We start from the raw sequence: 19,330 nt of genomic DNA, 5'->3' as shown, positions 1-19,330 counted from the left end.
GCAGGATCCGCTCAACAAGTCTGGGGGTGATCTCTCCGGCCTCGATCGCGCTCTTGATGCTGGTGAGCCGGGCCTCGGGGTTGGCCGGTACTGAGACCAAGCTGACCTCGAAGAGCTGAACATCCTTCAGGATACGACGGCCCTTTTCGAAGATTGCATCCCGCGAACGAAAGCCCATCGATAACGCCAGGGCGCCGTCTTTGGCCAATGCGCGCGCTTCCGCGGCGCGCGGTACTTCGAGGGTGAGCTTGCCCCGCAGCCAAAGGCCCTTTTGATCCTCGCGCGCCTCGAGCCAGACACCGATCGGTTGACCAGGGTCGTGCTGCCACAGTAAGGCGGGCATGCTGCCGGCGGCGCGATGCTCGGCTAGGCTCTTTGCGAAGGCGCCAGGCGCCACGCTATCGCCAACGAAATCGACCCCACCGAAGGTAGAGCCATAGCCCGTGATCTCGCCGGTCGCGCTGGCAAGCTTGAACTGGATCGAGGTGAGGAACTCGAGGGAAGCTGTCATTGGGCCACGCTGATCGCGAAGAGGTTCGGGCCGCCCGTAGGTGCCCGTTTCCATGTCGCTCGCGTTCCCGGCATCGCGCCGGTGGTGGCAAGGGCTGCGTCGGCGTCGCGCCGATCACGTCCATCTCGAATGTATCGGCCCGCCGCCATCGTTTCAAGCCCGGCCGGCAGATGGCGCATCGAGCGGATCATCGGGTGGCAGCGCGCGGACCCGTCCCGCCGCCGTTTCCAGCTCCCGAGCGGCCATCTCGCGCCCGAACACATCAGCTGCGAGGCTGGCACCGATCCCGATTAGCGCCCGAGCCAGTGCGTCCGGAGGGTAGCCGAATCTGATCATCGCTTTGGCAGTGGCGATGAAGCTGGCGCCCAAGGCATTCGCGGTCGCTTCGCTAACCGGTGGCAACTCGAGCATCACGTCCGGGTTGTCCTTTTTCATGTCGCTCTCCTTCAGTGCTTCTTGGCGGGTGGTGGGGTTGTCGCCGTTTCGACGGCGGCTAGGTCGCTCGCCGCCTCGCGTAGGGCGGCGACTGCGCCGGCGATGCCGAGACTGCCGACCAGCAGCGTGATGGTCGCAGAGCAGACGCCTTGAATAACCGTGGTTTCATCGACGCCGCGCCGCACCATGTTCGCGCCGAATTCCTGGAACGCGATCGATATTCGGCCAACCCGTTCGGCCTGCGCGTCCTTGGCGGTATCGGTCACGTTTCCCACCGATCGTCTCCTTCTTCCTGGGTAAGGGGGATTTGATCCGTAACATCGTCACGCCCCAGGCTTTCTGCCGGTTGTGACGGTTCCCAATCCGTAACATCGCCTCCCGTTGTTACGCTTTCCAAACCGTCACAACCCAACGGCCCTGCGGCTTGTGCCTCTGTTACGGCTTCAGAGGGGGGTGCTTGCAGATAACGAGAGAACGCGTCGTCGAACTGCCGACGGTGATAGCCCTTCTGGGTCTTCAAGGCGGTGCGGATCGTGCTCGGCGCGATGCTGAACGGCGCGAGGGCTCGCGCGAGCTGCGGGGCACTCATGGGCTTACCCTTCCAGTCAGGCCACGGACGCCCCTCCATCTCGACCAGCGCCGCTACCAATTCGGCCGATGTCACCTTCTCCACCCGCTTCGCCTCAAATGTGCTGCGGATGTCCGCCAGCAGCATCGCCTTTACCGAGGCGGCCTCGCTGTCCCCTGCCGACAAACCCATCGCCGCTGCTCGAGCTCGACCCGGCCAGGCTCCACTAGCGAGATCCGCGATCGCTATGAGCGATGACCAGTTGTCCGCGGCGCGATCATTGAGGCCATCCGGTAGCACAGGCGTCAGGTTGCGAGCCCGGATCGCGTTGTCGGCTGCCCACCGCGCCACCCGGGCGCGCAGCACCTTCTGACGATCGCCATCCGATAACGATCGCTTGGCTACCTTCTCTCCCGGCAACTTTCGGCGCATCGGCACCACGATCGCTCGGTCGTGCAGGGTCGTCGGCAGGCTGCCGATCAGCGCGATGGCTTTCGGACACCAGGTCGTAAACCGAGTCGGCTCATGTTCCTCACCAACCAGCCGGATTACGAATGCCGTGGGCCGTGAGTGACCGGAATTCAGAATGCCTCGCAGCTCTTCATTGTCACGAACAAAGGAATCGGCCTCATCAATGATCAGCGATGGTGACCAACGCTCGATCGTTCGGAAAACCGCTGCGGCCGTGATATTTGATGCAGTCAGAGGCCTCGAGCAGAAGCCAGCCACGGCGGCCAAGGCGGAGCTTTTCCCACACCTTGGTTCGGGTGAAGAGAACGCCAGGAACGGCGTATGGTAGGCCGCCTCGATTAGCCACGAATGCAGCACCCACAGAGCCATAGCCGCCGCGCCATGCTGCGGAAGGATCACGCGAGCCGAAAACTCGGCTACCAGATCATCCAGAAGGCTGGCGCCGTTTTGTGGGTTAGACGATGGCTCAACTGCCCAGCCGAACGGATCTTCATCGGCGGCTTCGGTCTGTTCCGGACGCTGACGCTCCACCAACTTGTCCAGCGTGGAAACCCGGATGCCGAGCTCGTGGGCGGCACCATCACGCCGCCGGTCGTATTCGAACGCGGGCAGCTTCGCGAGCTCCTGGAGGCGGGCCTCGATGGCTTCGGGATCATTGTGCTCTTGCTGGATTTCGCGCATGGCCGCCACGAGACTGGCGCCGCCGCCGCTCTGCCAGGCTCGTTCCAATAGGACATTCTCCCGCTCGATCTGGTCGCCTGGCGCGGTCATTCCTTCGTCGCGGGCGGGCGGCTGATCATCGTCGACGCCGGGTCCGTCGCTCATGGCTCACCTCCGAGGCCAGCGAGGTGAGCGATCAAAGCGGCGCGTGAAGCCGAGACGGCATGGCGAGCACATAGCCAAGCCACAGCGAAGCGGCGCGCGTTGGCCGCTTGAATGACTGGAGTCCGGGGGGTAAGTTGTTCAACGTCGATCGCCCGATTGACGTTGAAGATTAACGAAGCCGCCAGGTCCCCATGCCCGGCGGCTTCTTCTTTTTCGATCATTTTTCGGCCCCCTCTTCGAGCAGGAGGCCGGCCACGACAGCGTCCCTGCGAGCGCGCTCAAGCAGCAGGATCAGCCCAGGCAGCAGCTCCAGCCGCAGATTCAACCCCTCACGTGTCGGGCGGCTGGGGCCGCTGTCTTCACCGTGCGACCACACCCGTAGGCCAAGCATTTCGACCCCACGCCACCGCGATCGCGTGATGCGCAGCTGCTCGGTGTTGTTTTTCCGCTGGGTCCCAATAATTCGCTCCGGCGGTGCTGACGCTACGGCCGAGCGACTGGTGAGCGATTGATGGCGGTCCATGGCTGTCACGCCGCCTTCTTCCGAAGCTCAGCGGCCAAGGCGATCAGCCAGGGTTCAATCTCTCCGCGCTCCGCCTGCCTTGCGGCCAGCAACTCCTCGATCTTGCCGTCGCGATCGGCCTGCAGTGCCTTCTGAATCAGCTCAATTTCGTCCTCGAACCACGCGCTGGCCTCACCGGTGCTGCCCATCCGCATGGGCTTGGGATAGATGCCCCTTCCGATCCGCTCGTAGAATGTGGATTTGCAGCAGTTGGCGGCCGCGCAGGCCGCGCGAATCCGCAAGATCGATCGCACCATTTATTCCTCGCTCCAGGAGTGAACCCGGTCTATTCCGGGCTGCGCTGGCCGAGGATGTATTGATGCGGCGACCTATGTCTTTTCCGATCTCATTCGGAAGAGTTGGTCTCAATCTCTAACTGCCCACCGGGCAACAGCCGCCGGACTTCATCCGGAAGCATGACGGCCTCGCCCGGGGTCAAGACAGTTCCACTCCGCGGGGCCGTTGTGGTCTCCGCACGGGTCCTGACCCCTTCAGCCAGCGAGAGAAAGTTCGGCAAATCAGCCGGAATGCATGGCATGGGCCGCGCTTCCCATTCCCCTTTATCGAAGAGGATGATCCAGGCTGCCCATAGATGCGCGACGGGTCGAAAGGTCTTCCAAACGATTTCGTTCACGTTGTTCGAGGCACTGGCTTTTTTCCCCGAGATGGCAAGATCGATCCCTCGCAATGTGCGACCCTTCGATCCGGCCTCGCGGCGTTGCGCCGCCAGAAGCGCATTGAAGACCACCAATCCAGCCCCGTAACCAAGCCGCTGCTGCCGCTCGATTTTGGGGGCCATATCGGCCGGCGGCGGCGTATGCAGGGCTATGCGAACAAGATTGGCGATCTCTTCCGGACTCAACCTTTCCCCAGCTTCAAGTCTATAGAGCCAATCCTCTACCGTTTCCGTTTGTGCCAGCTGACTCCGCAGGGCTGGGCTGTCCGGAAAGTGCATCCATCTTGCGACGACCCCGCAATGACCGTGCTGAGGTGAAAGGACTGCTTCCGGGGCGAGCTCCATCGTGGGGGCCGTCATTTCACCCTCCGCCGCATCTCCACCACCGTGTCGGCCTTCTGTCGTGGCGGCGAGGCGCAATAGGTCGCCCACGCATCCATCAATCTGCGGCGCTTTTCGAACAACTCGCCCCTGCGATAAGCTGCCTCGACTTTGTCAGCGACGGCATGCCATAGGGCCGCTTCCGAAACCTCATTTGCATAGTTGGTGGTTTCGGAAGCCCAATCCTTGAAACTGCTTCGAAATCCATGGACCGTTGCGCGATCGCTGCCGTAGCCCATGCCCTTCAGCATTTCAGCCATTGCCATATCACTGAGGCCCTCCCCCGCGCGATCGCCGACGAAGACGAAATCGTTGTCTGTCTCTCGATGAATCTCTCTGAGAATTTTGAGCGCCTGCTCGCAGAGTGGGACGCGCCGAGGCTTCGTCGTTTTGGCCCCAACCCGCTCGGCAGGCACCGTCCAGATCTTCTCCTTCAGATTGATCTCGTGCCACTGAGCGCCAACAGTCGCGCCGGTCCGTGCGGCGGTTAGGATCGTGAATTCGAGGGCTCGAGCCGAAGATCCCTCGCGCTTGCGGAGGGCCGCCATGAACCGGGGTATTTCATCGAAAGGCAACGCGGCGTGATGCTTGACACTGCGAATCTTCGATCGGGCGGGCAGCAGCTTGTCTAGGTGACCTCGCCAACGCGCAGGGTTTTCACCGGTCCTGTAGTCGCGCGCTTTGGCCCAGTCGAGAATCGCCTCTATGCGTCCTCGGACGCGCCCCGCGGTCTCAGGCTTGGGTTGCCAGATCGGCTCAATGACCTTCAGGACGAGACCGGTATCGACCCCTCCCACCGGCAGCTCACCGATGACCGGATAGACGTAGGTCTTAAGCGTCGCGGACCACTGGGCAACGTGCTTCGCATTCTTCCAGCCGGCCTTATGCGCCTCGATATAAGCGTCGCCGCACTCTCGAAAGCTTACACCCTTAGCTGCCTCAATCTGCGCTTTCAGCTTCCCGGCCCGGCGGGCTTCAATAGGATCCGTGCCCGATTGGATCAATTTGCGGGCAGCCCATGCGGCTTCCCTCGCCTCGGCCAGGCTCACGAGCTTCACCGGGCCCAACCCCATTTCCCGGGGTCGGTGGTGGATCTGATATCTCAGCAACCACTGTTTGGAGCCGCCGCGCGCGATCTGCAGCCAAAGGCCGCCGCCGTCGCCATACCGACCCGGCTTCGTTTTCTTCGCCACGGCGCATGCCGTCAGCCGGTTAGAACCCCGAACCATCCGCCCGCTCTTTACCCACGGTTCTACCCACAATATAAGCGTGGATTAGGGCGGCCAGCGCTGGACAGCACAAGACGCGAAAGAGCCAGTAGAACGCGGGTTTCTGCGGCGCAGCGGCCTAGCTTGCTCTGCGCTGGATTGGGCGGATGCGGACACCCCATCCGCCATCCGCGCCCCTTTTTGATGCCAGGTGACGCAGGGTGCGCGCCCGCGCCTGGAGCCGTTGGGCGCGGAACCTCTCTCCATCCCCTGCGTTGCGTTCCTTGAACGCAAACTCAGGAGAGAGCCATGGCACGCGCGGCGCTAAACGCGATCGACATCCTCAAGGCCGATCACCGCGAGGTCGAGGCGCTGTTCGAGAAGGTCAAGCAGCGGACCTGCATTGGCAAGGAACGGGAGGCACTGGTCGGCGATATCTGCCTGGCGCTGAAGAACCACGCCGCGATCGAGGAAGAGATCGCCTATCCGGCCTTCCGCGCGGCCGGCGTCGAGAGCCATATCCTCGACGAGGCGGAGATCGAGCATGACTCGATCAAGCAACTGATCGCCAGCCTGCAATCCACGGGCGCCAACGAGCCGCATTACGACGCGCGGGTCACCGTGCTCGGCGAATATGTGAAGCATCACGTCCGCGAGGAAGAAGGCGAGATGTTCCCCCTCGCCCAGGCCTCGGACGCCGATCTCGATGCCATCGGCAGGGATCTGATCGAGGTGAAACGTCAGTTGGACGCTGGATCCTCGTCGCAGCGGACCCGGAACATGTTGGGCATCGGCACCGCGATCTAGAGCAAGTCAGGCGCAGTTTTCGGGCGAGCCGTCGAGGCCCGAGATCAGAACGCGATCTGGGTCCGCAGGGCGATATCCTCGAAATCCTGGCCAATATTCGTCGTTCCCGCCGAGTTGAGCCGGTCCACATCGACATAGCTGAACTGCAGCTGGAATCGCACCGGATTGATCGGATACCAGCTCAGGGAGATGGAATAGACCTGCTGCTGGCCGCCAAAGACACCGCCGGAAACCGTCTGCGACGTGCCATGGTTCGCATGCGAGTCGAGATCCGCGATGCTGTAGCGCGCCGCGAGCTCCCAGGCGCCCCAGCCACCGGTCTCCAAGCTGAAGGGTTGGTCCGGCGACGGGCGACCATAGGCAGCGGCACTGGTGTTGTAGGGGCGGCTCTCGCCGGTCATGACCCAGCTGCCCTCTATATAGCCGCCTTGAAAATGCAGCGTCGGCGATGGTCCCGTGACCTGGTCTTGATCGACATCGATGCGGATATACTCGGCCTGGACAAGGAAGTTTTTCCAGTTGGCGGCAAGCTCGATGCCATAGGTGTCGGCGCCGTTCGCCGGGATCACGCCGGTGTCGATGAGACGGTTCTGGTCGATGCGCAGCTCTGGCCGGTCGCGCAACTGAATCGTCTGATTGCTGCCGGCATTGGCGTCGTTCTCGTTCAGATGGAACGCCATCGAGCCGGAGGCACCGATATGCACGTTCCAGTCATCACCACGAAACGGACGCGTCGCCACTCGCACCGTGCCCCCGGTCTGCTCGTCGTTCAGCAGATTGGGGTTTTGCGAACCGTAAGTTCCGCCAGTGAGATAAAGCGCGGCGAAGTAGTCGTCGCCGGAGGCCTTGGCCCCCACCGAGGCGCGGGCGTCGCCGGCCGCGACGTTGCGCGCGATCTCGACGATGCTCGGCCGCTCCAGGAACAGAAAGTCGTTGGAGCTCATCGAATCCTGCAACGTCAGCCAGGGCTTGAAATAGCCGATGGTGGCGGTGACCGGCTTGAATCCGGTGTAGTTGAGGTTCGCCTCATAGAGCGTCGGCGAGCCATCAGGGGAACCGCCCCAATCGGGCGTGACGTTCAGCGTGAAGTCGCCCATCTTGGCGACAAAATAGAGACGGCCGCGACGCAGATTCTCGCCATTGTTGAGATCCTGCGCGCCCGCGGGTTGTGCATTGTTGCTCGACGAGTTCTGGAAATACCCGCCCACATCGAACTGGACCTGGGCGCCGATCGCCAACGAATACTGGCCGTCCTGACTGGAGATCGTGGGGCGGCCGTTGGGGAACGTGACCAGCGGCTTCTCCTTCTGAACGGCCTCCACCTGCGCCTGGACCTGCTTGGTCTGCTCCTGCGATTGCCTCAACTGCTCGTCCTTGGCGCTGAGGTCCGCCTTGACGCGCGAAAGCTCCTGCTGGAGGGCCTGGATCTGCTGCTCGATCGCGGTGATCCGGGAGTCCGTCGTTGTGCTGCCGTCGGTGGTCGCCGATTGCGCGAGGGCGGCGTGGGGGAAAGAAACCGCCAGCGTGACCAGGGCGGCGCCGCACAGCACCGCGATCCGACCCAGACGAAACCCAGTCCCCATTTGCCCCTGCCCTTCGGATCCGTCCTGCGAATTTCGATGAACGCAGCGGATCCTTGATGCTAAAGCTGTCGATAATCGCAGGCCTTCCCATGCCCGATCACGCCAAAGCCCGAGAGCTTCCCCGTGAAGGCTTCTCAAATCATCCCGGCTACGAAATCTGGAATGGCGTCGGCTGCGCTAGAACATTCCTGCTGCCCCGGCATGAAGCCGGGTTACCGCCCTATATCTCTCACAGCGGCAGCGCTGGACCGTCACAGGGAGGACTTTGAATGCGTTCGCTGATTGTCACATTGGGCTTCGCGCTCGCGACCCTGATTCAACCGGTGCCCTCCGCCCATGCCGAAATTCTGCTGGGGGCTGCGACGGTGATCGACGGCGCCACTCTCGAGATCGATGGCCAGACATTGCGGCTGCTCGACATCGAAGTCCCGGCCCTGACCCAGCTCTGCAAGGATGCGAGCGGCGCCGACTATGCTTGCGGGCAGCGCTCGAGCCAGAGGCTTTCCGAGCTTCTGAAGCAGCGACAGGTGACCTGCGACTGGTCGAACCTGGACGCCCAGGGCCGGCGCCTCGCGCGCTGCAGCGTCGCCGGCCAGGACGCCGGATTAAAGCTGGTCGGTCAGGGTTGGGCGGTGCCGGACCGGAACTGTAAATGCGAGACCTACCGCGCCGCCGCCGATCACGCCAAAGCCCAGAAACTGGGCCTCTGGGCCGGCAGCTTCGAGATGCCCTGAGCGTCCCATCACTCCACCCCCTATCTTAGGACCAGATTGCATTGCGGATCATCGCGGCCCAGTCTGGCGGCCACGCGCGATCGGGGGATTCGGTGACGGCGGAGAACAGTCCGGCCGGTTCGAGCGATTGCCACGACGAGAAACGGGGACGCCGGATGGCAGGCCTTTTCTGGGACGATCGCCTGGACGACCTGTTCGCTTATTGGAACGCGAAGCGCGGCAACCGGCCGGCCCCCAGCCGTCGCGACCTCGATCCCCGCGAGATCACCCGGCTCCTGCCCTTCCTCCATCTCATCGATGTCGAGCCCGAGCCGATGCGGTTCCGGCACCGCTTGATCGGCAGCGAGCTGATCGACACGCTGGGCCGGAACGTCACCGGCAAATATGTGGACGATGTATTCTATGGCCCCGCGGCCGCCGAGATCCTCGAGACGATGCGGGCGCTCGCAACCGAAATCCGCCCCTTCCGCCGCCGCTCGCGGATGGAATGGCACCGTGCCGACTGGCTCACCATGGAAGCGCTCGAGCTGCCGCTGATCGACGAGCACGGCCAGGTCAACATGATCCTCTGCGGCCGCAGCTTCACCCTGGCCGATCCGGCCTTCGCGTCAGACGTGAACTCCGATCCTTTCCCGCTGTGCTGACGATGGAGGCTTCGACCTCGAGCCTCACGGAATGATGCGCCGCTGCCGGAGCTCCGCGAACAGGTCGAAGAAGGACTCGTCGGTCGCCTGATAGTCGAGGAAGCCCAGCTTGCGGCTCTTCGACATGTCGGTGACGACCTCGACGATACGCCCCAGATCCGCATCGCTGTGCCAGGGCGAGGCCAGCCGCCCCAGGTCGGGCTCGACCAGCCCCTGCTTGCGGGCGATCGCCGTCCATAGCGGACCGGCATCGGCCAGCTGACGCTCGAGCGGCTCGCCCTCGCCCCGAAAAGGTGCTGCCTCGAGGCCGAACCAGGAGGCGAGGCAGCCCCACATCCAGCTCCAGCGGAAAACATCGCCATTGACGATGTTGAAAGCCTGGTTGCGGGCGGCGGGCTCGGTCGCCGCCCATTCCAGATGCGAGGCCAGCAGCCGCGCGTCGGTCATGTCGGTCAGGCCGTTCCATTGCACGGCGTGGCCCGGGAACTTCAGGGGCTGGCCGCGCTCGCGCTGGATCTCGGCATAGACCGCGAGGGTCACGCCCATATTCATGGCATTGCCGATGGCAAAGCCGACGATCGTGTGCGGCCGGTGGACGCTCCAGCCGAACCCGCCCCGCGCGGCGGCGGCGAAGAGCTCGTCCTCCTGGGCATAGTAGAAATTCTCGACATCGAGGCGGGCCTGGCTTTCCCGGAACGGCGTCGCCGGGAGGTTGCCCTTTCCGTAGTTCTCGAACGGCCCGAGATAATGCTTGAGGCCCGTCACCAGGGCGGTGTGCTGGACCGAGCCTGTCTGCGAAAGGACATCGAGCAGATTCCGGACCATCGCGCTGTTGACGCGGATGTTCTCCGCCTCGCTCGCCTGCCGCAGCCAGCTGCAGAGGAAGACATGGGAAGGCTTGAGCCCGGCCAAGGCCGTCTTGAGCGAGGCCGGGTCGAGCAGGTCGGCGGCGACCGGCCTCACGCCGTCGATCGCCGTCGGCTTCCGCGCGAGCCCATGCACCTTCCAGCCCCGACCCGTCAATCGCCGGGCGAGATTATTGCCGACGATGCCGCTGGCACCGACCACAAGCGCCGTCCGCGTCATGCTTCGTCTCCCTTACGTCTCGATGAAGAGACCCAAGGTAGCCGGCAAGAACACCGACGCCAAGCGCTCCCATCGCCCTGACGCAGCAGCTCATCAATGTCACGCTCCCGCCTCATTCGATGGTTTAGCTTCGCCGGCCCGCCGCGGTATTTCCCGCCCTATCAAATTGAGGATCCGCCATGTCCTGGCTGCAAGCATTCATCGTCGCCGCCCTGCAGGGCGCCAGCGAACTCTTCCCCGTGAGCAGCCTGGGACATGCGGTCATCTTCCCGGCACTGCTGGGTTGGGACATGGACCAGAGCGGCCCTTCTTTCCTGCCCTTCTTGGTCGTTCTCCATGTCGGCACGGCGGCCGCGCTGCTGCTCTATTTCTGGCGCGATTGGGTGGGCCTGGCCTCGGCGCTCATCGGAATCGGTTCGCCGGAGGCGTGCGCCGCGGGTCGCCGTCTGACGGGCTTGATCCTGATCGCGACGATCCCGGCCGTGATCTTCGGCTTCGCTTTGGAGAAGCCGCTGCGCCATCTTTTCGGCACACCGCTCGTCGCCGCGCCATTCCTGATCGTGAACGGATTCATCCTCTTTTTTGGCGATCGCTTGCGACGGGCTGCCCTCAATCGAGCCGACGGAAGCGACCTGCAACAGATGGGCTGGCGCGACGCGCTGATCGTCGGGCTCTGTCAATGCGGGGCGCTGATCCCCGGCATCTCGCGCTCGGGTGCAACCATGGTGGGCGGCCTTCTGCGCGGCCTCCATCATGAGGCGGCGGCACACTTCTCGTTTCTGATCGCGACGCCGATCATCCTCGGCGCTGCCGTCCTCGAAATCCCCAGGATGCTGCACGGGCCGGACGGCGGCGGCATCACCGAGCTCGCCCTGCTATCGGGACTCGTGGCCGGCATTGTCGCCTTTGTCTCGGTCTGGTTCCTGATGCGCCATTTCAAGAAGCACGACTTTCAGGCCCTCGCTCCCTTCGCCTATTACTGCTGGGCCATCGGCATTCTTGCACTGGGTGTTTTGGCCCTCGGACGCTGAGCCGCATAGGCCGCGACAGCAGGATGACCGGCCGGATCGAGGTCGTTGCCTCACCAGGATGCGACGCTCACCCTGGCGAGGGTGACGTTCCGTAGATCGCCTCGCCACGACGGATCAGCCCGGCTTCGTCGAGCTCGATGAACTCGGCCGCATAGAGACGCTGTCCGTCGATCTCGGCGCGATAGAGAACGGCGAGCGCCCGGCATTCGGGATCCCAGACGCTGCGGTCGAGCGAGAAATGCAGCGAGGCGATGGCCGCCGAGGCCCGGCGCCAGTAGGACGCCAGCGCCGGCTTGCCATGCAGCTCGGCGCAGCCAGTGATGGCCAGGGCCCGCGGGCTGACGAAGACCGCATCCTCGGCGTAATCGGCCAGGATCGCGTCGATGTCCCGCCGGTTCCAGGCGGCGACCCAATGCGCACCATACTGCACCGGATCGACGGCCATGATCCCGCACATGGGTCAGGGCGCCGCGGGCGTGCCGATGCGGCTGTAATCCACCGACAGATAGCCGTCGGCGAGCGGCACCACCGCGTCGGGATGGACCTTCTGCACCTCCTGGGCCATGACGCCCATCTGCGTGACGTCATCGCCCTTATAGCGGAAGGTATAGACATTCAGCCCGTCGAAGGTCCGCCCGACCAGGCGGATATCCTCCTTGGCCCGCATGTCCGAGACCATGTTGTGGTGCGGCGGAACGAAAGGCTGATTCAGGTGGGTTTTCTTATCGCATATGGAGTAGCTGTCGTCGGTAGCGGCACCGTTGCATTTGTACATCTGGCTCAATTGCGGATCGGCGTGCTGTTCGGTGGAGCAGGCGCCGAGCGCGAGCAAGGCGACCAATGGCAGCAGGAGACGTGGGCTGGTTATGGACATCGAAGACCTTTGACATTGCTGAGCGACCCTTCCGAAGCGGGTCCGACCGCGATCGGCAACCATGCCGAGGCCGCGACCGCGTTGCGGTCCAGGTCAATGGCGGCAATTATATCAAATGCACGAAGCCCCCGATTCACAGCGCCGTGTGATGTCCAAGAATTCACCGCACCGCGGCCAAGCTTGCGATTCCGGTAACGATCGCAGCATGTTTCCATTCGCTTATCACCTGCAGGTTGCACATGAGGGCAAGGGCGTGATTGCATGACCGAACGTCCATTCTTCAAGGCCCAATGATGCCCTCCTCGCCCTGGCTCCGCTTGGCCTCCGCCCTCTCCGCGGCGGCGGCCCTCCTGTTCCTGACCGCGTCGACCCCACCCAAGAGCACCTCCAGTCCCAGCTCCAACAAGCTGGAAGCGGCGCTCGACAAGCTCGGTGCGCATCGCTGCAAGGACAGCAAGCTCACCTGCGTCACCCTGACCATGCCGCTCGATCAGCTCGGCAACGATCCCAAGGGTCATGTCGATATCGACTTCGCGGTGCATTTCGCGGAGAAGCCGAGCAAAGGCCTGCTGATCTATCTGGTGGGCGGTCCCGGCAGCAGCGGCCTCGAGGCGGCGGAGGATTCGCTGTCGGATCACGAATCCCGGCTGGGCCAGGAGATGGACATCGTCTTTCTCGATCAGCGCGGCACCGGCGACCGCAACGCGATGGATTGCCCGAAGGCCAGCGCCGTCTACGACATGGCGACGATCGACCTCGACAAGCCCGACGATGCCATCGACCTCACCAAGACCTTCGTCGCCGGTTGCGTGAAGGAGATGAAGCATGGCGATCTCCTGCCCTATCTCGGCACCGAGCAGGCGATCCGCGATCTGGAGACCTTCCGCCAGGCGATCGGCGCGCCCAAGGTCTGGCTCTATGGCGAAAGCTACGGCACCCAGTTCGCCCAGCAATATGCCGTCGCGTTTCCCGACGCGATCGCGGGCGTGATCCTCGACGGCGTCATCGACACCAATCTCGACTCCCAGGGCTATTCGGCAGAGGACAGCCGCACCGCCGAAAGCATCCTCGCGCGCGTCTTCGCCGCCTGCGACGAGAAGGCGAGCTGCCATGGCGACATGACCAAGCCCGCGGCGGCGGTCTATGACGAGCTGCTCGCCCGGCTCGCCAAGGGCCCGATCACGGTCGATTATCCGCTGCCGGATGGCCCGACCTCGCGGCAGCTCACCCACGGGATGCTCGAAGGGGCTGCCTTCAGCGCGCTCTACGGGCCCGGCGACCGGCGCGACTTCGTCCGCGCGCTCGCGGCCGCGGGTCGCGGCAATCTCGTGCCGATGCTGCGCCTGGCCTATTACAACCTCGCCCTGGATCCCGAGACGCTTGAGGCGCTGGGCTATAGCGGCTTCTATCTCGGCGCCTATTACGGCATCAGCTGTCAGGATTATGCCGAGCAAGGCTCCGATCCGACCGCGCTGGCCAAGTCGATCCTCGCCGAGGCGAAGACCCGGTCATCCGAGTTCCCGCATTTCCCGCAGCTCTATGTCTCGGACCGGCTGCCCTGCGCCTTCTGGCCCGCCAAGGGCAAGGTCGGCCGGCCCAAGCCTTTCATCGGCGGCAGCTATCCCACCGTGATCCTCAATTCGGATGCCGATCCCGCCACGCCGATCTCGAACGGCTATGCCGTGTTCGATCGCGTCAAGAACGGCTACATGATCACCATGCAGGGCGGACCCCACGTCATCATGGGCCGCGACGAAGGCTGCCCCGACAAGATCGTGCTGGGACTGATGCTCGACGACCAGACCCCGATCGCGCATGAGCAGATCTGCGATACGGCGCTCACGCGCAGCTACGTGCCTCTCACCCTGCGCGATCCCGCCGACGCCAAGGATCCGCTCAAGGTCGCGCGCGGTGTCGAGGTCGAGCTCGAGCGTTTCCCGGAATTCTTCTGGGACCTCGGCTCCGATCCGGTTTCGATCGGCTGCGATCACGGCGGCAAGATCGAAGCACGCGAGACCAAGACCGGACGCGAATATCGATTCCAGAATTGCGCCTTATGGGCCGGGCTTCGCATCTCCGGCACCGCCTCCGCTCATCAGGAGAGCGACGACAGCGACGACATCACGCTCGCGATCGACGTGACCGGCTCGCATGAGGGGCATCTGAACTACCATCATGACTGGGTCACCCAGGCGACCAGCCTGGGCGGCGAGTATGACGGCAAGGATTTGACCACGCCGAGACCGCCCGCGCGCTGAAGCCCCGGTTCTAAAAAAATGGCGCCGATGGCTTTGGCCACCGACGCCTTTAAGGAGGAACGCACAGCAGAGGCTGATCGTGAAACCGCTCCACGATCTGAATCGAGGCTATCCTCAAATCCCGACTGAATGAATAGAGATTAATTATGCGCAGGCTTAAGTTTTTCTTTCGCCATGCCGGCGGGCCGCAAACGCCTTAGAATCCAGCGCTAATGATCCCCATCCTGGATATCTCGCCCCTGTTCGGCGTCGATGACGAACGCCGAAGCGCCGTCGACCGGACACTCGCGGCCGCGGCGACGGGGCCGGGATTCGTGATCGTCACCGGCCTGCGCCGCGACATCCCGCTCGACGAGCAGAGCCGCGCCGATCTGGCGGCGATCTTCGCTCTTCCCGAGCCGCAAAAGCGGCGCTTATGGCGGCAGAAATTCGCGCCCGAGAATGCCAACGTCTATCGTGGCTATTTTCCGGTGCAGAACGGGGCGGCCACCTACAAGGAAGGCATCGATCTCGGGCCCGATCTGGTCGACGGCTCGCGCCTCCGGGCCGATGGCGATCCGCTGCTGGAGCCTACGCCCCTGCCCGACGAGCGCGGCCTGCCCGGCTGGCGCGAGGCGGCGGCGCGCTATTACCGCGCGATGGAGCAGGTCGCGGGCTTGCTGATGGGGTCGCTCGCGCGCGGCCTCGCCGTCGACGAAGCCGTTTTCGCGGCGCCCTTCGCGCAAGGCGGCATCTCCACCCTGCGCCTGATCCATTATCCGTTGCGCCCACCGGAATCCTTCATCGGTGCGGAGCCGGCCATCGCTATCGAGCATGAGGGCGCAGCCCGCCAACTGGTCGGAGCGCCGCACACCGATTCCGGGATCCTCACCTTGCTCAACCAGGATTCGACCGGCGGGCTGCAGGCACGCGGGCGCGACGGACAATGGCTCGACGTGCCACCCCGACCCCGTTCGCTCGTCGTCAATTTCGGCAAGCTGCTGGAGCTCTGGACCGAAGGCCGGGTCCGCGCGACCGAGCATCGCGTGCTCGCCGCCGCGAGTCCCCGCCTCTCGATCCCGTTCTTCTTCGAGCCGCGCGCGGACGCCCTTATCCAGCCTCTCTCGACCTCGGGACGACCCGCCATGGCACCCTTCCTCTATGGCGATTATCTCTGGGAGCGGATGGTCAAGTTCGTCGAGTTCCGCGGGCTCGAAAGGCGGGCGACCCGCCGTTAAGCACCGGTCGCCTCGATCAGCGCTTCCATCGGCGCGATCCACACGGTGACGCGGCCTTCCCGGCCCGGGATCGGTTGATTGTCCAGAACCCTGAATCCGGCCTGAAGATCCTTGCGGCCTGCGGCGGCCACCGCACGCATGGCGGAATCCGACATGGCGATGGCGGCGTCCTTCGCCTTGGCGAAGGCTTCGAGGCGGCTCGCGACATTGACGATGTCGCCAGCCGCCGCGAGCTGCGACTGCGCCGCGCCGCCCAATCGGGCCATCGCCACCGGCCCGAAATGCAGGCCCGCGCGCGGCTTGAGCTCCGGATGCCAGCCCGCCAACGCCGTGATCAGGGCGCGGGTGCAGGCCAGCGCCGAAACAGGGTCCTCCGGTTTCGGCTGGGGCAGGCCGAAGATCACCATGGCGCCATCGCCGACGAACTGCTCGATCACCCCGCCATGGGCCGTCACGACCTCCTCGAGCCGGCCATGGAACTCCTTGAGGAACTCCGCCGTCTCGGCGGGCGAGAGCCGCTCGCTCAGCCGCGTGAAGCCGGCGAGATCGACAAAGAGGATCGCCGCAGGCTGCTCGCGCTCATAGAAGCCGGGCTTTTCCTCCGACGCCATCTGCTCGGCCATCGAAGGTGGGACATAACGCGCGAGGTTGCCGCGCTGGCGCTCGGCCTCGCGCCGCAACCGCAGCTCCCGGCCGACACGGCCCAGCAGCACGATGGCCGCGGTCATGACGGCGGCGAAGGTCGGCACCGCCATGTTGATCCAAAGATTGAACTGCGTGAAGGCCAGCGTGGTCAGGACCGGCCAGATCAGCACCACAACCAGCGTGCCGATGAGCGCCAGGCGCGGATTGCGCAGATTGGCGGTGATCCAGGTCAACCCCGCCAAAAGCAGAATCGCGCCGAACTCCCAGGCGCGCAGAGCGCCCGTTCTCAGCAGTCTTGGCCCATGCAGCAGATTGGCCGTGGCCGTCGCCAGAACCTCGACGCCGGGCAGCTCGCGCGTGAAGGGCGTGATGCTGCGATCGCCCAGGCCGAGGGCGGTGCCGCCAAGCAGCACCGCGCGCCCCGAGATCGCATCGGCTGGAACCTTGCCCGCCATGAGATCGGCGAGCGACACGGTGGCGATGCTGCCGGCCGGGCCGTAATAGTCGATCGGCATGCTCAGATCGTTGTCGAGCGGGATCTTCCGGTCGCCCAGCTGCAATTGTCCGTCCATCGACAGGGCGATCTGGTTCTCGCCGAGACCCAGTTGCAGCCGTGCCAGCTGAACCGCGAAGGCCGGAATCAGCACCTCGCCGATGGCGATCGCCGGCTGGTAGCTGCGCTGCGCCCCGGTCCGGTCCGATGCGAGATTCACATGGCCGACGATGGCGGCCTGGCGGAAAGGCTCGATCGGCAGCAGGGCCCCGGTCGCGCGCGGCGGGTCGAAACCGCCAGTGGCCGGACGCGACACCACGCGATAGCCCAGTGTCGCAAGGTCATCCAGCGTCTTTTGACCGGCTGTCGCCGAGAGCTCGAGCAAAGCCGCCATCGCCAGCGCGACGCGCCCTTGGCGCATCAGGGAGTCGCGCAGCGCCAGATCGCCGACCGATAAGCTGATGCCGTCACTGGCGCCTTCGCGTTCGCTCAGCAGAAGGTCGAGCCCGACACTGCGGGCACCCAGCTGCCGCAGCTTGTCGAGCGCCGCCGCGATCTGGGCGCGGGGCAAGGGCCATCGTCCCACCTCGGCCAATGTGCGCTCGTCGACGGCGACGATCACCACGTCGGTCGGCATCGGCAGGCTGCCACGAAGCTTGAAGCGCGCGTCGAGGGTCGTGCCTTCGATGCCGTCGAACAAAGGCAATCCGTACCGATGGATCAGCACCAGGACGATGAGGGCCGCGATCGCGACCACGGCGGTCCACCGGATCCGGTGTTTCTCCGGCCGGTTCGCCTCCGTTGCCGTCATGGGGTCACCAGGTCACGCGCGCGAGGGCTTTCTGGCGCCGGGCCGCGCCCCAGATCTTGGGCGGCGTCGGTGCGGCGCCGGCTTTGATGTCGGTGCCCTGACCCGGGCCCAGCTTGAAAACCGGACCGGGGCTGCGGCTCGCGACCTCGACTGTCCCGCTCAGGACCAGGACCGCGCTCGTATCCTTGGCCGCCTCGACCAGCCATTCGGTGCCGCGAACCGCCGCGACCGCTGTCTCGGTCTGGACCGCAAAGCGGCCCCAGCGTGTGCCGTCATCGACGATCAGCTTGATGATCCCGCTCAGGAGGGACAGCAAAGCCTCGCCACTCCCGCCCCCCGCCTTCGGTGCAAAGCGGGCGACCTCGACCCGGCTCGAGGGGCCGACCGTAAGCAGCGAGCCGTCGGTGAAGCGCAGATCGACCTTGCCGTCCTCGCCCGTGACGATGCTGTCGCCGACCGCGACCTTGTCGCCGGCAGCCAGCGCCGTCTCGCCGCTGCCCCGGGTCTTGGCGACATGACCCTGGATCCGTACCACCTCGCCGACCGCGTCTTGCGCGGCCAGCCGCCGCGTGAAACCGCCCAGCGCGATCGCCGCGAACATGGCGCGCAACCAGACCCGCCGATTGATTCGCATGGCCTGCTCCCGGTTCCCAATCACCCGTTGAAAGGCTATCGCCTGGGGCTGGCCTCTCACAAGGCCTGGAGGCCCTGCGGGCGGCTAGCACAAATTGATCATGGTCGGGGGTGGTGGCGGGGCGGGCCCGGCGGCCCCACCGCGATCGGATCGCCGCGGTGGGGCTCCGGAATCGCCGGCAGCCTGGATCAGGCGGCCTGCGATCCGTTCTCCTGCAGGCCCAGCAGCGCCGACAGCAGGCTCTGCTGGGTCGACGCGTCCAACCCCGTCTTCGACGAATTGTCGGAGGAGGTCAGCGTGTCGAGCAGCTGCTGCGTGATGCTTGATGCAGAATCACTGCCGGACGCTCCGGAACCGGAGACGTCCTGGGATCCCAGCAACACGCTCTTCATCGCAGAGCTCATCTTCTCGAAGCCGGTCGCCAATTCGGACTGGGTCATCTGTCCATCGCCATCGGTATCGAAGGCTTTGAACATCTGGTCCGCTTTGGAAGCCGCCGACGGCGACGGAGAGCCAGCATCGAACTCTGCCTGGCTCACGACCCCGTCCTGGTTTGTATCCAGCCGCGAGAACATCTTGTTCAGCGTGGTCGCGTCGATCGATGACGCGCCACCCACTCCGGAAATCATGGTGGATTCTCCTTCTTCTTTTGATTTTCCGCAGCAAGGCTGGGCCAGCCGGGTCCCCGTCCCGGCACGAGAAGCCGCGCCGGGGCTCCGATCGGCCCACGCCATCAGCAAGCAAAGATGGCGCCAAATTTAATCAGTAAATCCGGCGCGTTAGAGCCGCGGCGCGCCTGGGAAGGCGCCGTGCCATCGATCGAGAGCACCGGTCTCACGCGGCAAAACCAGCCTGGGGATCCGGCAAGTCCTGCCG

The 19,330-nt window shown here is 64.6% G+C and carries 21 protein-coding genes; 6 read left to right on the top strand and 15 right to left on the bottom strand.

Going from position 1 to position 19,330, the window contains the following annotated elements; translation table 11 throughout:
- The 8 genes from ACREE8_RS17075 to ACREE8_RS17040 all read right to left on the bottom strand — a co-directional run.
- On the bottom strand, window positions 1-565 hold a 565-nt coding region (locus tag ACREE8_RS17075; RefSeq protein ID WP_431574209.1), incomplete at its 3' end, for an HK97 family phage prohead protease.
- A 99-nt stretch (window positions 566-664) separates the two neighbouring features.
- On the bottom strand, window positions 665-946 hold the full coding sequence (locus ACREE8_RS17070) for a hypothetical protein (protein WP_431574208.1): 282 nt from the start codon (window positions 944-946) through the stop codon (window positions 665-667).
- Between the two features lie 11 nt (window positions 947-957).
- On the bottom strand, window positions 958-1,212 hold the full coding sequence (locus tag ACREE8_RS17065) for a hypothetical protein (RefSeq protein WP_431574207.1): 255 nt from the start codon (window positions 1,210-1,212) through the stop codon (window positions 958-960).
- Window positions 1,209-2,810, bottom strand: a complete 1,602-nt coding sequence (locus ACREE8_RS17060) for a DUF3631 domain-containing protein (protein ID WP_431574206.1) — start codon at window positions 2,808-2,810, stop codon at window positions 1,209-1,211. Before ACREE8_RS17060 ends, ACREE8_RS17065 begins: the two co-directional genes overlap by 4 nt.
- Before the next feature lie 217 nt (window positions 2,811-3,027).
- Window positions 3,028-3,333: a PC4/YdbC family ssDNA-binding protein gene (locus ACREE8_RS17055; RefSeq protein ID WP_431574205.1), complete on the bottom strand. Its 306-nt coding sequence runs from the start codon at window positions 3,331-3,333 to the stop codon at window positions 3,028-3,030.
- A gap of 5 nt (window positions 3,334-3,338) precedes the next feature.
- Entirely contained in the window at window positions 3,339-3,629 is a 291-nt protein-coding gene (locus ACREE8_RS17050) for a hypothetical protein (protein WP_431574204.1), read from the bottom strand.
- 89 nt (window positions 3,630-3,718) lie between these two features.
- Window positions 3,719-4,408 (bottom strand): hypothetical protein, encoded by a 690-nt coding sequence (locus ACREE8_RS17045; RefSeq protein ID WP_431574203.1) that lies wholly within the window; start codon window positions 4,406-4,408, stop codon window positions 3,719-3,721.
- Complete coding sequence (locus ACREE8_RS17040) at window positions 4,405-5,658, bottom strand: tyrosine-type recombinase/integrase (RefSeq protein WP_431574202.1); 1,254 nt, start codon at window positions 5,656-5,658, stop codon at window positions 4,405-4,407. Before ACREE8_RS17040 ends, ACREE8_RS17045 begins: the two co-directional genes overlap by 4 nt.
- 288 nt (window positions 5,659-5,946) lie before the next feature.
- Here ACREE8_RS17040 and ACREE8_RS17035 point away from each other — a divergent pair, with 288 nt between their 5' ends.
- Window positions 5,947-6,444 (top strand): hemerythrin domain-containing protein, encoded by a 498-nt coding sequence (locus tag ACREE8_RS17035; RefSeq protein WP_431574201.1) that lies wholly within the window; start codon window positions 5,947-5,949, stop codon window positions 6,442-6,444.
- 44 nt (window positions 6,445-6,488) lie between these two features.
- Here ACREE8_RS17035 and ACREE8_RS17030 read toward each other — a convergent pair whose 3' ends face one another.
- On the bottom strand, window positions 6,489-8,027 hold the full coding sequence (locus ACREE8_RS17030; RefSeq protein ID WP_431574200.1) for a porin: 1,539 nt from the start codon (window positions 8,025-8,027) through the stop codon (window positions 6,489-6,491).
- 269 nt (window positions 8,028-8,296) lie between these two features.
- On the opposite strand from ACREE8_RS17030, the gene ACREE8_RS17025 reads away from it, so the two are divergent.
- On the top strand, window positions 8,297-8,761 hold the full coding sequence (locus ACREE8_RS17025) for a thermonuclease family protein (RefSeq protein WP_431574199.1): 465 nt from the start codon (window positions 8,297-8,299) through the stop codon (window positions 8,759-8,761).
- 155 nt (window positions 8,762-8,916) lie between these two features.
- Complete coding sequence (locus tag ACREE8_RS17020; RefSeq protein ID WP_431574198.1) at window positions 8,917-9,405, top strand: PAS domain-containing protein; 489 nt, start codon at window positions 8,917-8,919, stop codon at window positions 9,403-9,405.
- A gap of 24 nt (window positions 9,406-9,429) precedes the next feature.
- Here the strand turns inward: ACREE8_RS17020 and ACREE8_RS17015 are convergent, their stop codons facing one another.
- Window positions 9,430-10,491 (bottom strand): SDR family oxidoreductase, encoded by a 1,062-nt coding sequence (locus ACREE8_RS17015; RefSeq protein WP_431574197.1) that lies wholly within the window; start codon window positions 10,489-10,491, stop codon window positions 9,430-9,432.
- Window positions 10,492-10,670: 179 nt separating this feature from the next.
- On the opposite strand from ACREE8_RS17015, the gene ACREE8_RS17010 reads away from it, so the two are divergent.
- Window positions 10,671-11,522, top strand: coding sequence for an undecaprenyl-diphosphate phosphatase (locus ACREE8_RS17010; RefSeq protein WP_431574196.1), 852 nt, complete (start codon window positions 10,671-10,673; stop codon window positions 11,520-11,522).
- Between the two features lie 67 nt (window positions 11,523-11,589).
- Here the strand turns inward: ACREE8_RS17010 and ACREE8_RS17005 are convergent, their stop codons facing one another.
- Both ACREE8_RS17005 and ACREE8_RS17000 read right to left on the bottom strand, forming a co-directional pair.
- Window positions 11,590-11,979, bottom strand: a complete 390-nt coding sequence (locus ACREE8_RS17005; protein ID WP_431574195.1) for a nuclear transport factor 2 family protein — start codon at window positions 11,977-11,979, stop codon at window positions 11,590-11,592.
- Between the two features lie 3 nt (window positions 11,980-11,982).
- Window positions 11,983-12,396: a tail fiber domain-containing protein gene (locus ACREE8_RS17000; protein ID WP_431574194.1), complete on the bottom strand. Its 414-nt coding sequence runs from the start codon at window positions 12,394-12,396 to the stop codon at window positions 11,983-11,985.
- A 317-nt stretch (window positions 12,397-12,713) separates the two neighbouring features.
- On the opposite strand from ACREE8_RS17000, the gene ACREE8_RS16995 reads away from it, so the two are divergent.
- Together ACREE8_RS16995 and ACREE8_RS16990 are read left to right on the top strand one after the other, a co-directional pair.
- Window positions 12,714-14,654: an alpha/beta fold hydrolase gene (locus tag ACREE8_RS16995; RefSeq protein ID WP_431574193.1), complete on the top strand. Its 1,941-nt coding sequence runs from the start codon at window positions 12,714-12,716 to the stop codon at window positions 14,652-14,654.
- Between the two features lie 212 nt (window positions 14,655-14,866).
- Window positions 14,867-15,871: an isopenicillin N synthase family dioxygenase gene (locus ACREE8_RS16990; protein ID WP_431574192.1), complete on the top strand. Its 1,005-nt coding sequence runs from the start codon at window positions 14,867-14,869 to the stop codon at window positions 15,869-15,871.
- Here ACREE8_RS16990 and ACREE8_RS16985 read toward each other — a convergent pair.
- The 3 genes from ACREE8_RS16985 to ACREE8_RS16975 all read right to left on the bottom strand — a co-directional run bounded on the left by ACREE8_RS16985 (window position 15,868) and on the right by ACREE8_RS16975 (window position 19,083).
- Window positions 15,868-17,820 (bottom strand): CHASE2 domain-containing protein, encoded by a 1,953-nt coding sequence (locus ACREE8_RS16985; protein ID WP_431574191.1) that lies wholly within the window; start codon window positions 17,818-17,820, stop codon window positions 15,868-15,870. The two genes, ACREE8_RS16990 and ACREE8_RS16985, sit on opposite strands and share 4 nt — an antisense overlap.
- Before the next feature lie 4 nt (window positions 17,821-17,824).
- Window positions 17,825-18,454: a FecR family protein gene (locus ACREE8_RS16980; protein ID WP_431574190.1), complete on the bottom strand. Its 630-nt coding sequence runs from the start codon at window positions 18,452-18,454 to the stop codon at window positions 17,825-17,827.
- Between the two features lie 188 nt (window positions 18,455-18,642).
- On the bottom strand, window positions 18,643-19,083 hold the full coding sequence (locus ACREE8_RS16975; protein WP_431574189.1) for an EF-hand domain-containing protein: 441 nt from the start codon (window positions 19,081-19,083) through the stop codon (window positions 18,643-18,645).
- Between the last annotated feature and the right edge of the window lie 247 nt (window positions 19,084-19,330).

Origin of the sequence: Hypericibacter sp., from assembly GCF_050729195.1 — a bacterium.
Taxonomy (GTDB): domain Bacteria; phylum Pseudomonadota; class Alphaproteobacteria; order Dongiales; family Dongiaceae; genus Hypericibacter.
This window is presented reverse-complemented; position numbering and strand designations above follow the sequence as displayed.

Excerpts from the sequence above, each read along its gene's own strand:
- ACREE8_RS17070 (WP_431574208.1), bottom strand. The coding sequence starts at position 946 with ATGAAAAAGGACAACCCGGACGTGATGCTCGAGTTGCCACCGGTTAGC.
- ACREE8_RS17060 (WP_431574206.1), bottom strand. The coding sequence starts at position 2,810 with ATGAGCGACGGACCCGGCGTCGACGATGATCAGCCGCCCGCCCGCGAC.
- ACREE8_RS17055 (WP_431574205.1), bottom strand. The coding sequence starts at position 3,333 with ATGGACCGCCATCAATCGCTCACCAGTCGCTCGGCCGTAGCGTCAGCA.
- ACREE8_RS17050 (WP_431574204.1), bottom strand. The coding sequence starts at position 3,629 with ATGGTGCGATCGATCTTGCGGATTCGCGCGGCCTGCGCGGCCGCCAAC.
- ACREE8_RS17045 (WP_431574203.1), bottom strand. The coding sequence starts at position 4,408 with ATGACGGCCCCCACGATGGAGCTCGCCCCGGAAGCAGTCCTTTCACCT.
- ACREE8_RS17040 (WP_431574202.1), bottom strand. The coding sequence starts at position 5,658 with ATGGTTCGGGGTTCTAACCGGCTGACGGCATGCGCCGTGGCGAAGAAA.
- ACREE8_RS17035 (WP_431574201.1), top strand. The coding sequence starts at position 5,947 with ATGGCACGCGCGGCGCTAAACGCGATCGACATCCTCAAGGCCGATCAC.
- ACREE8_RS17030 (WP_431574200.1), bottom strand. The coding sequence starts at position 8,027 with ATGGGGACTGGGTTTCGTCTGGGTCGGATCGCGGTGCTGTGCGGCGCC.
- ACREE8_RS17025 (WP_431574199.1), top strand. The coding sequence starts at position 8,297 with ATGCGTTCGCTGATTGTCACATTGGGCTTCGCGCTCGCGACCCTGATT.
- ACREE8_RS17020 (WP_431574198.1), top strand. The coding sequence starts at position 8,917 with ATGGCAGGCCTTTTCTGGGACGATCGCCTGGACGACCTGTTCGCTTAT.
- ACREE8_RS17015 (WP_431574197.1), bottom strand. The coding sequence starts at position 10,491 with ATGACGCGGACGGCGCTTGTGGTCGGTGCCAGCGGCATCGTCGGCAAT.
- ACREE8_RS17010 (WP_431574196.1), top strand. The coding sequence starts at position 10,671 with ATGTCCTGGCTGCAAGCATTCATCGTCGCCGCCCTGCAGGGCGCCAGC.
- ACREE8_RS17005 (WP_431574195.1), bottom strand. The coding sequence starts at position 11,979 with ATGTGCGGGATCATGGCCGTCGATCCGGTGCAGTATGGTGCGCATTGG.
- ACREE8_RS17000 (WP_431574194.1), bottom strand. The coding sequence starts at position 12,396 with ATGTCCATAACCAGCCCACGTCTCCTGCTGCCATTGGTCGCCTTGCTC.
- ACREE8_RS16990 (WP_431574192.1), top strand. The coding sequence starts at position 14,867 with ATGATCCCCATCCTGGATATCTCGCCCCTGTTCGGCGTCGATGACGAA.
- ACREE8_RS16985 (WP_431574191.1), bottom strand. The coding sequence starts at position 17,820 with ATGACGGCAACGGAGGCGAACCGGCCGGAGAAACACCGGATCCGGTGG.
- ACREE8_RS16980 (WP_431574190.1), bottom strand. The coding sequence starts at position 18,454 with ATGCGAATCAATCGGCGGGTCTGGTTGCGCGCCATGTTCGCGGCGATC.
- ACREE8_RS16975 (WP_431574189.1), bottom strand. The coding sequence starts at position 19,083 with ATGATTTCCGGAGTGGGTGGCGCGTCATCGATCGACGCGACCACGCTG.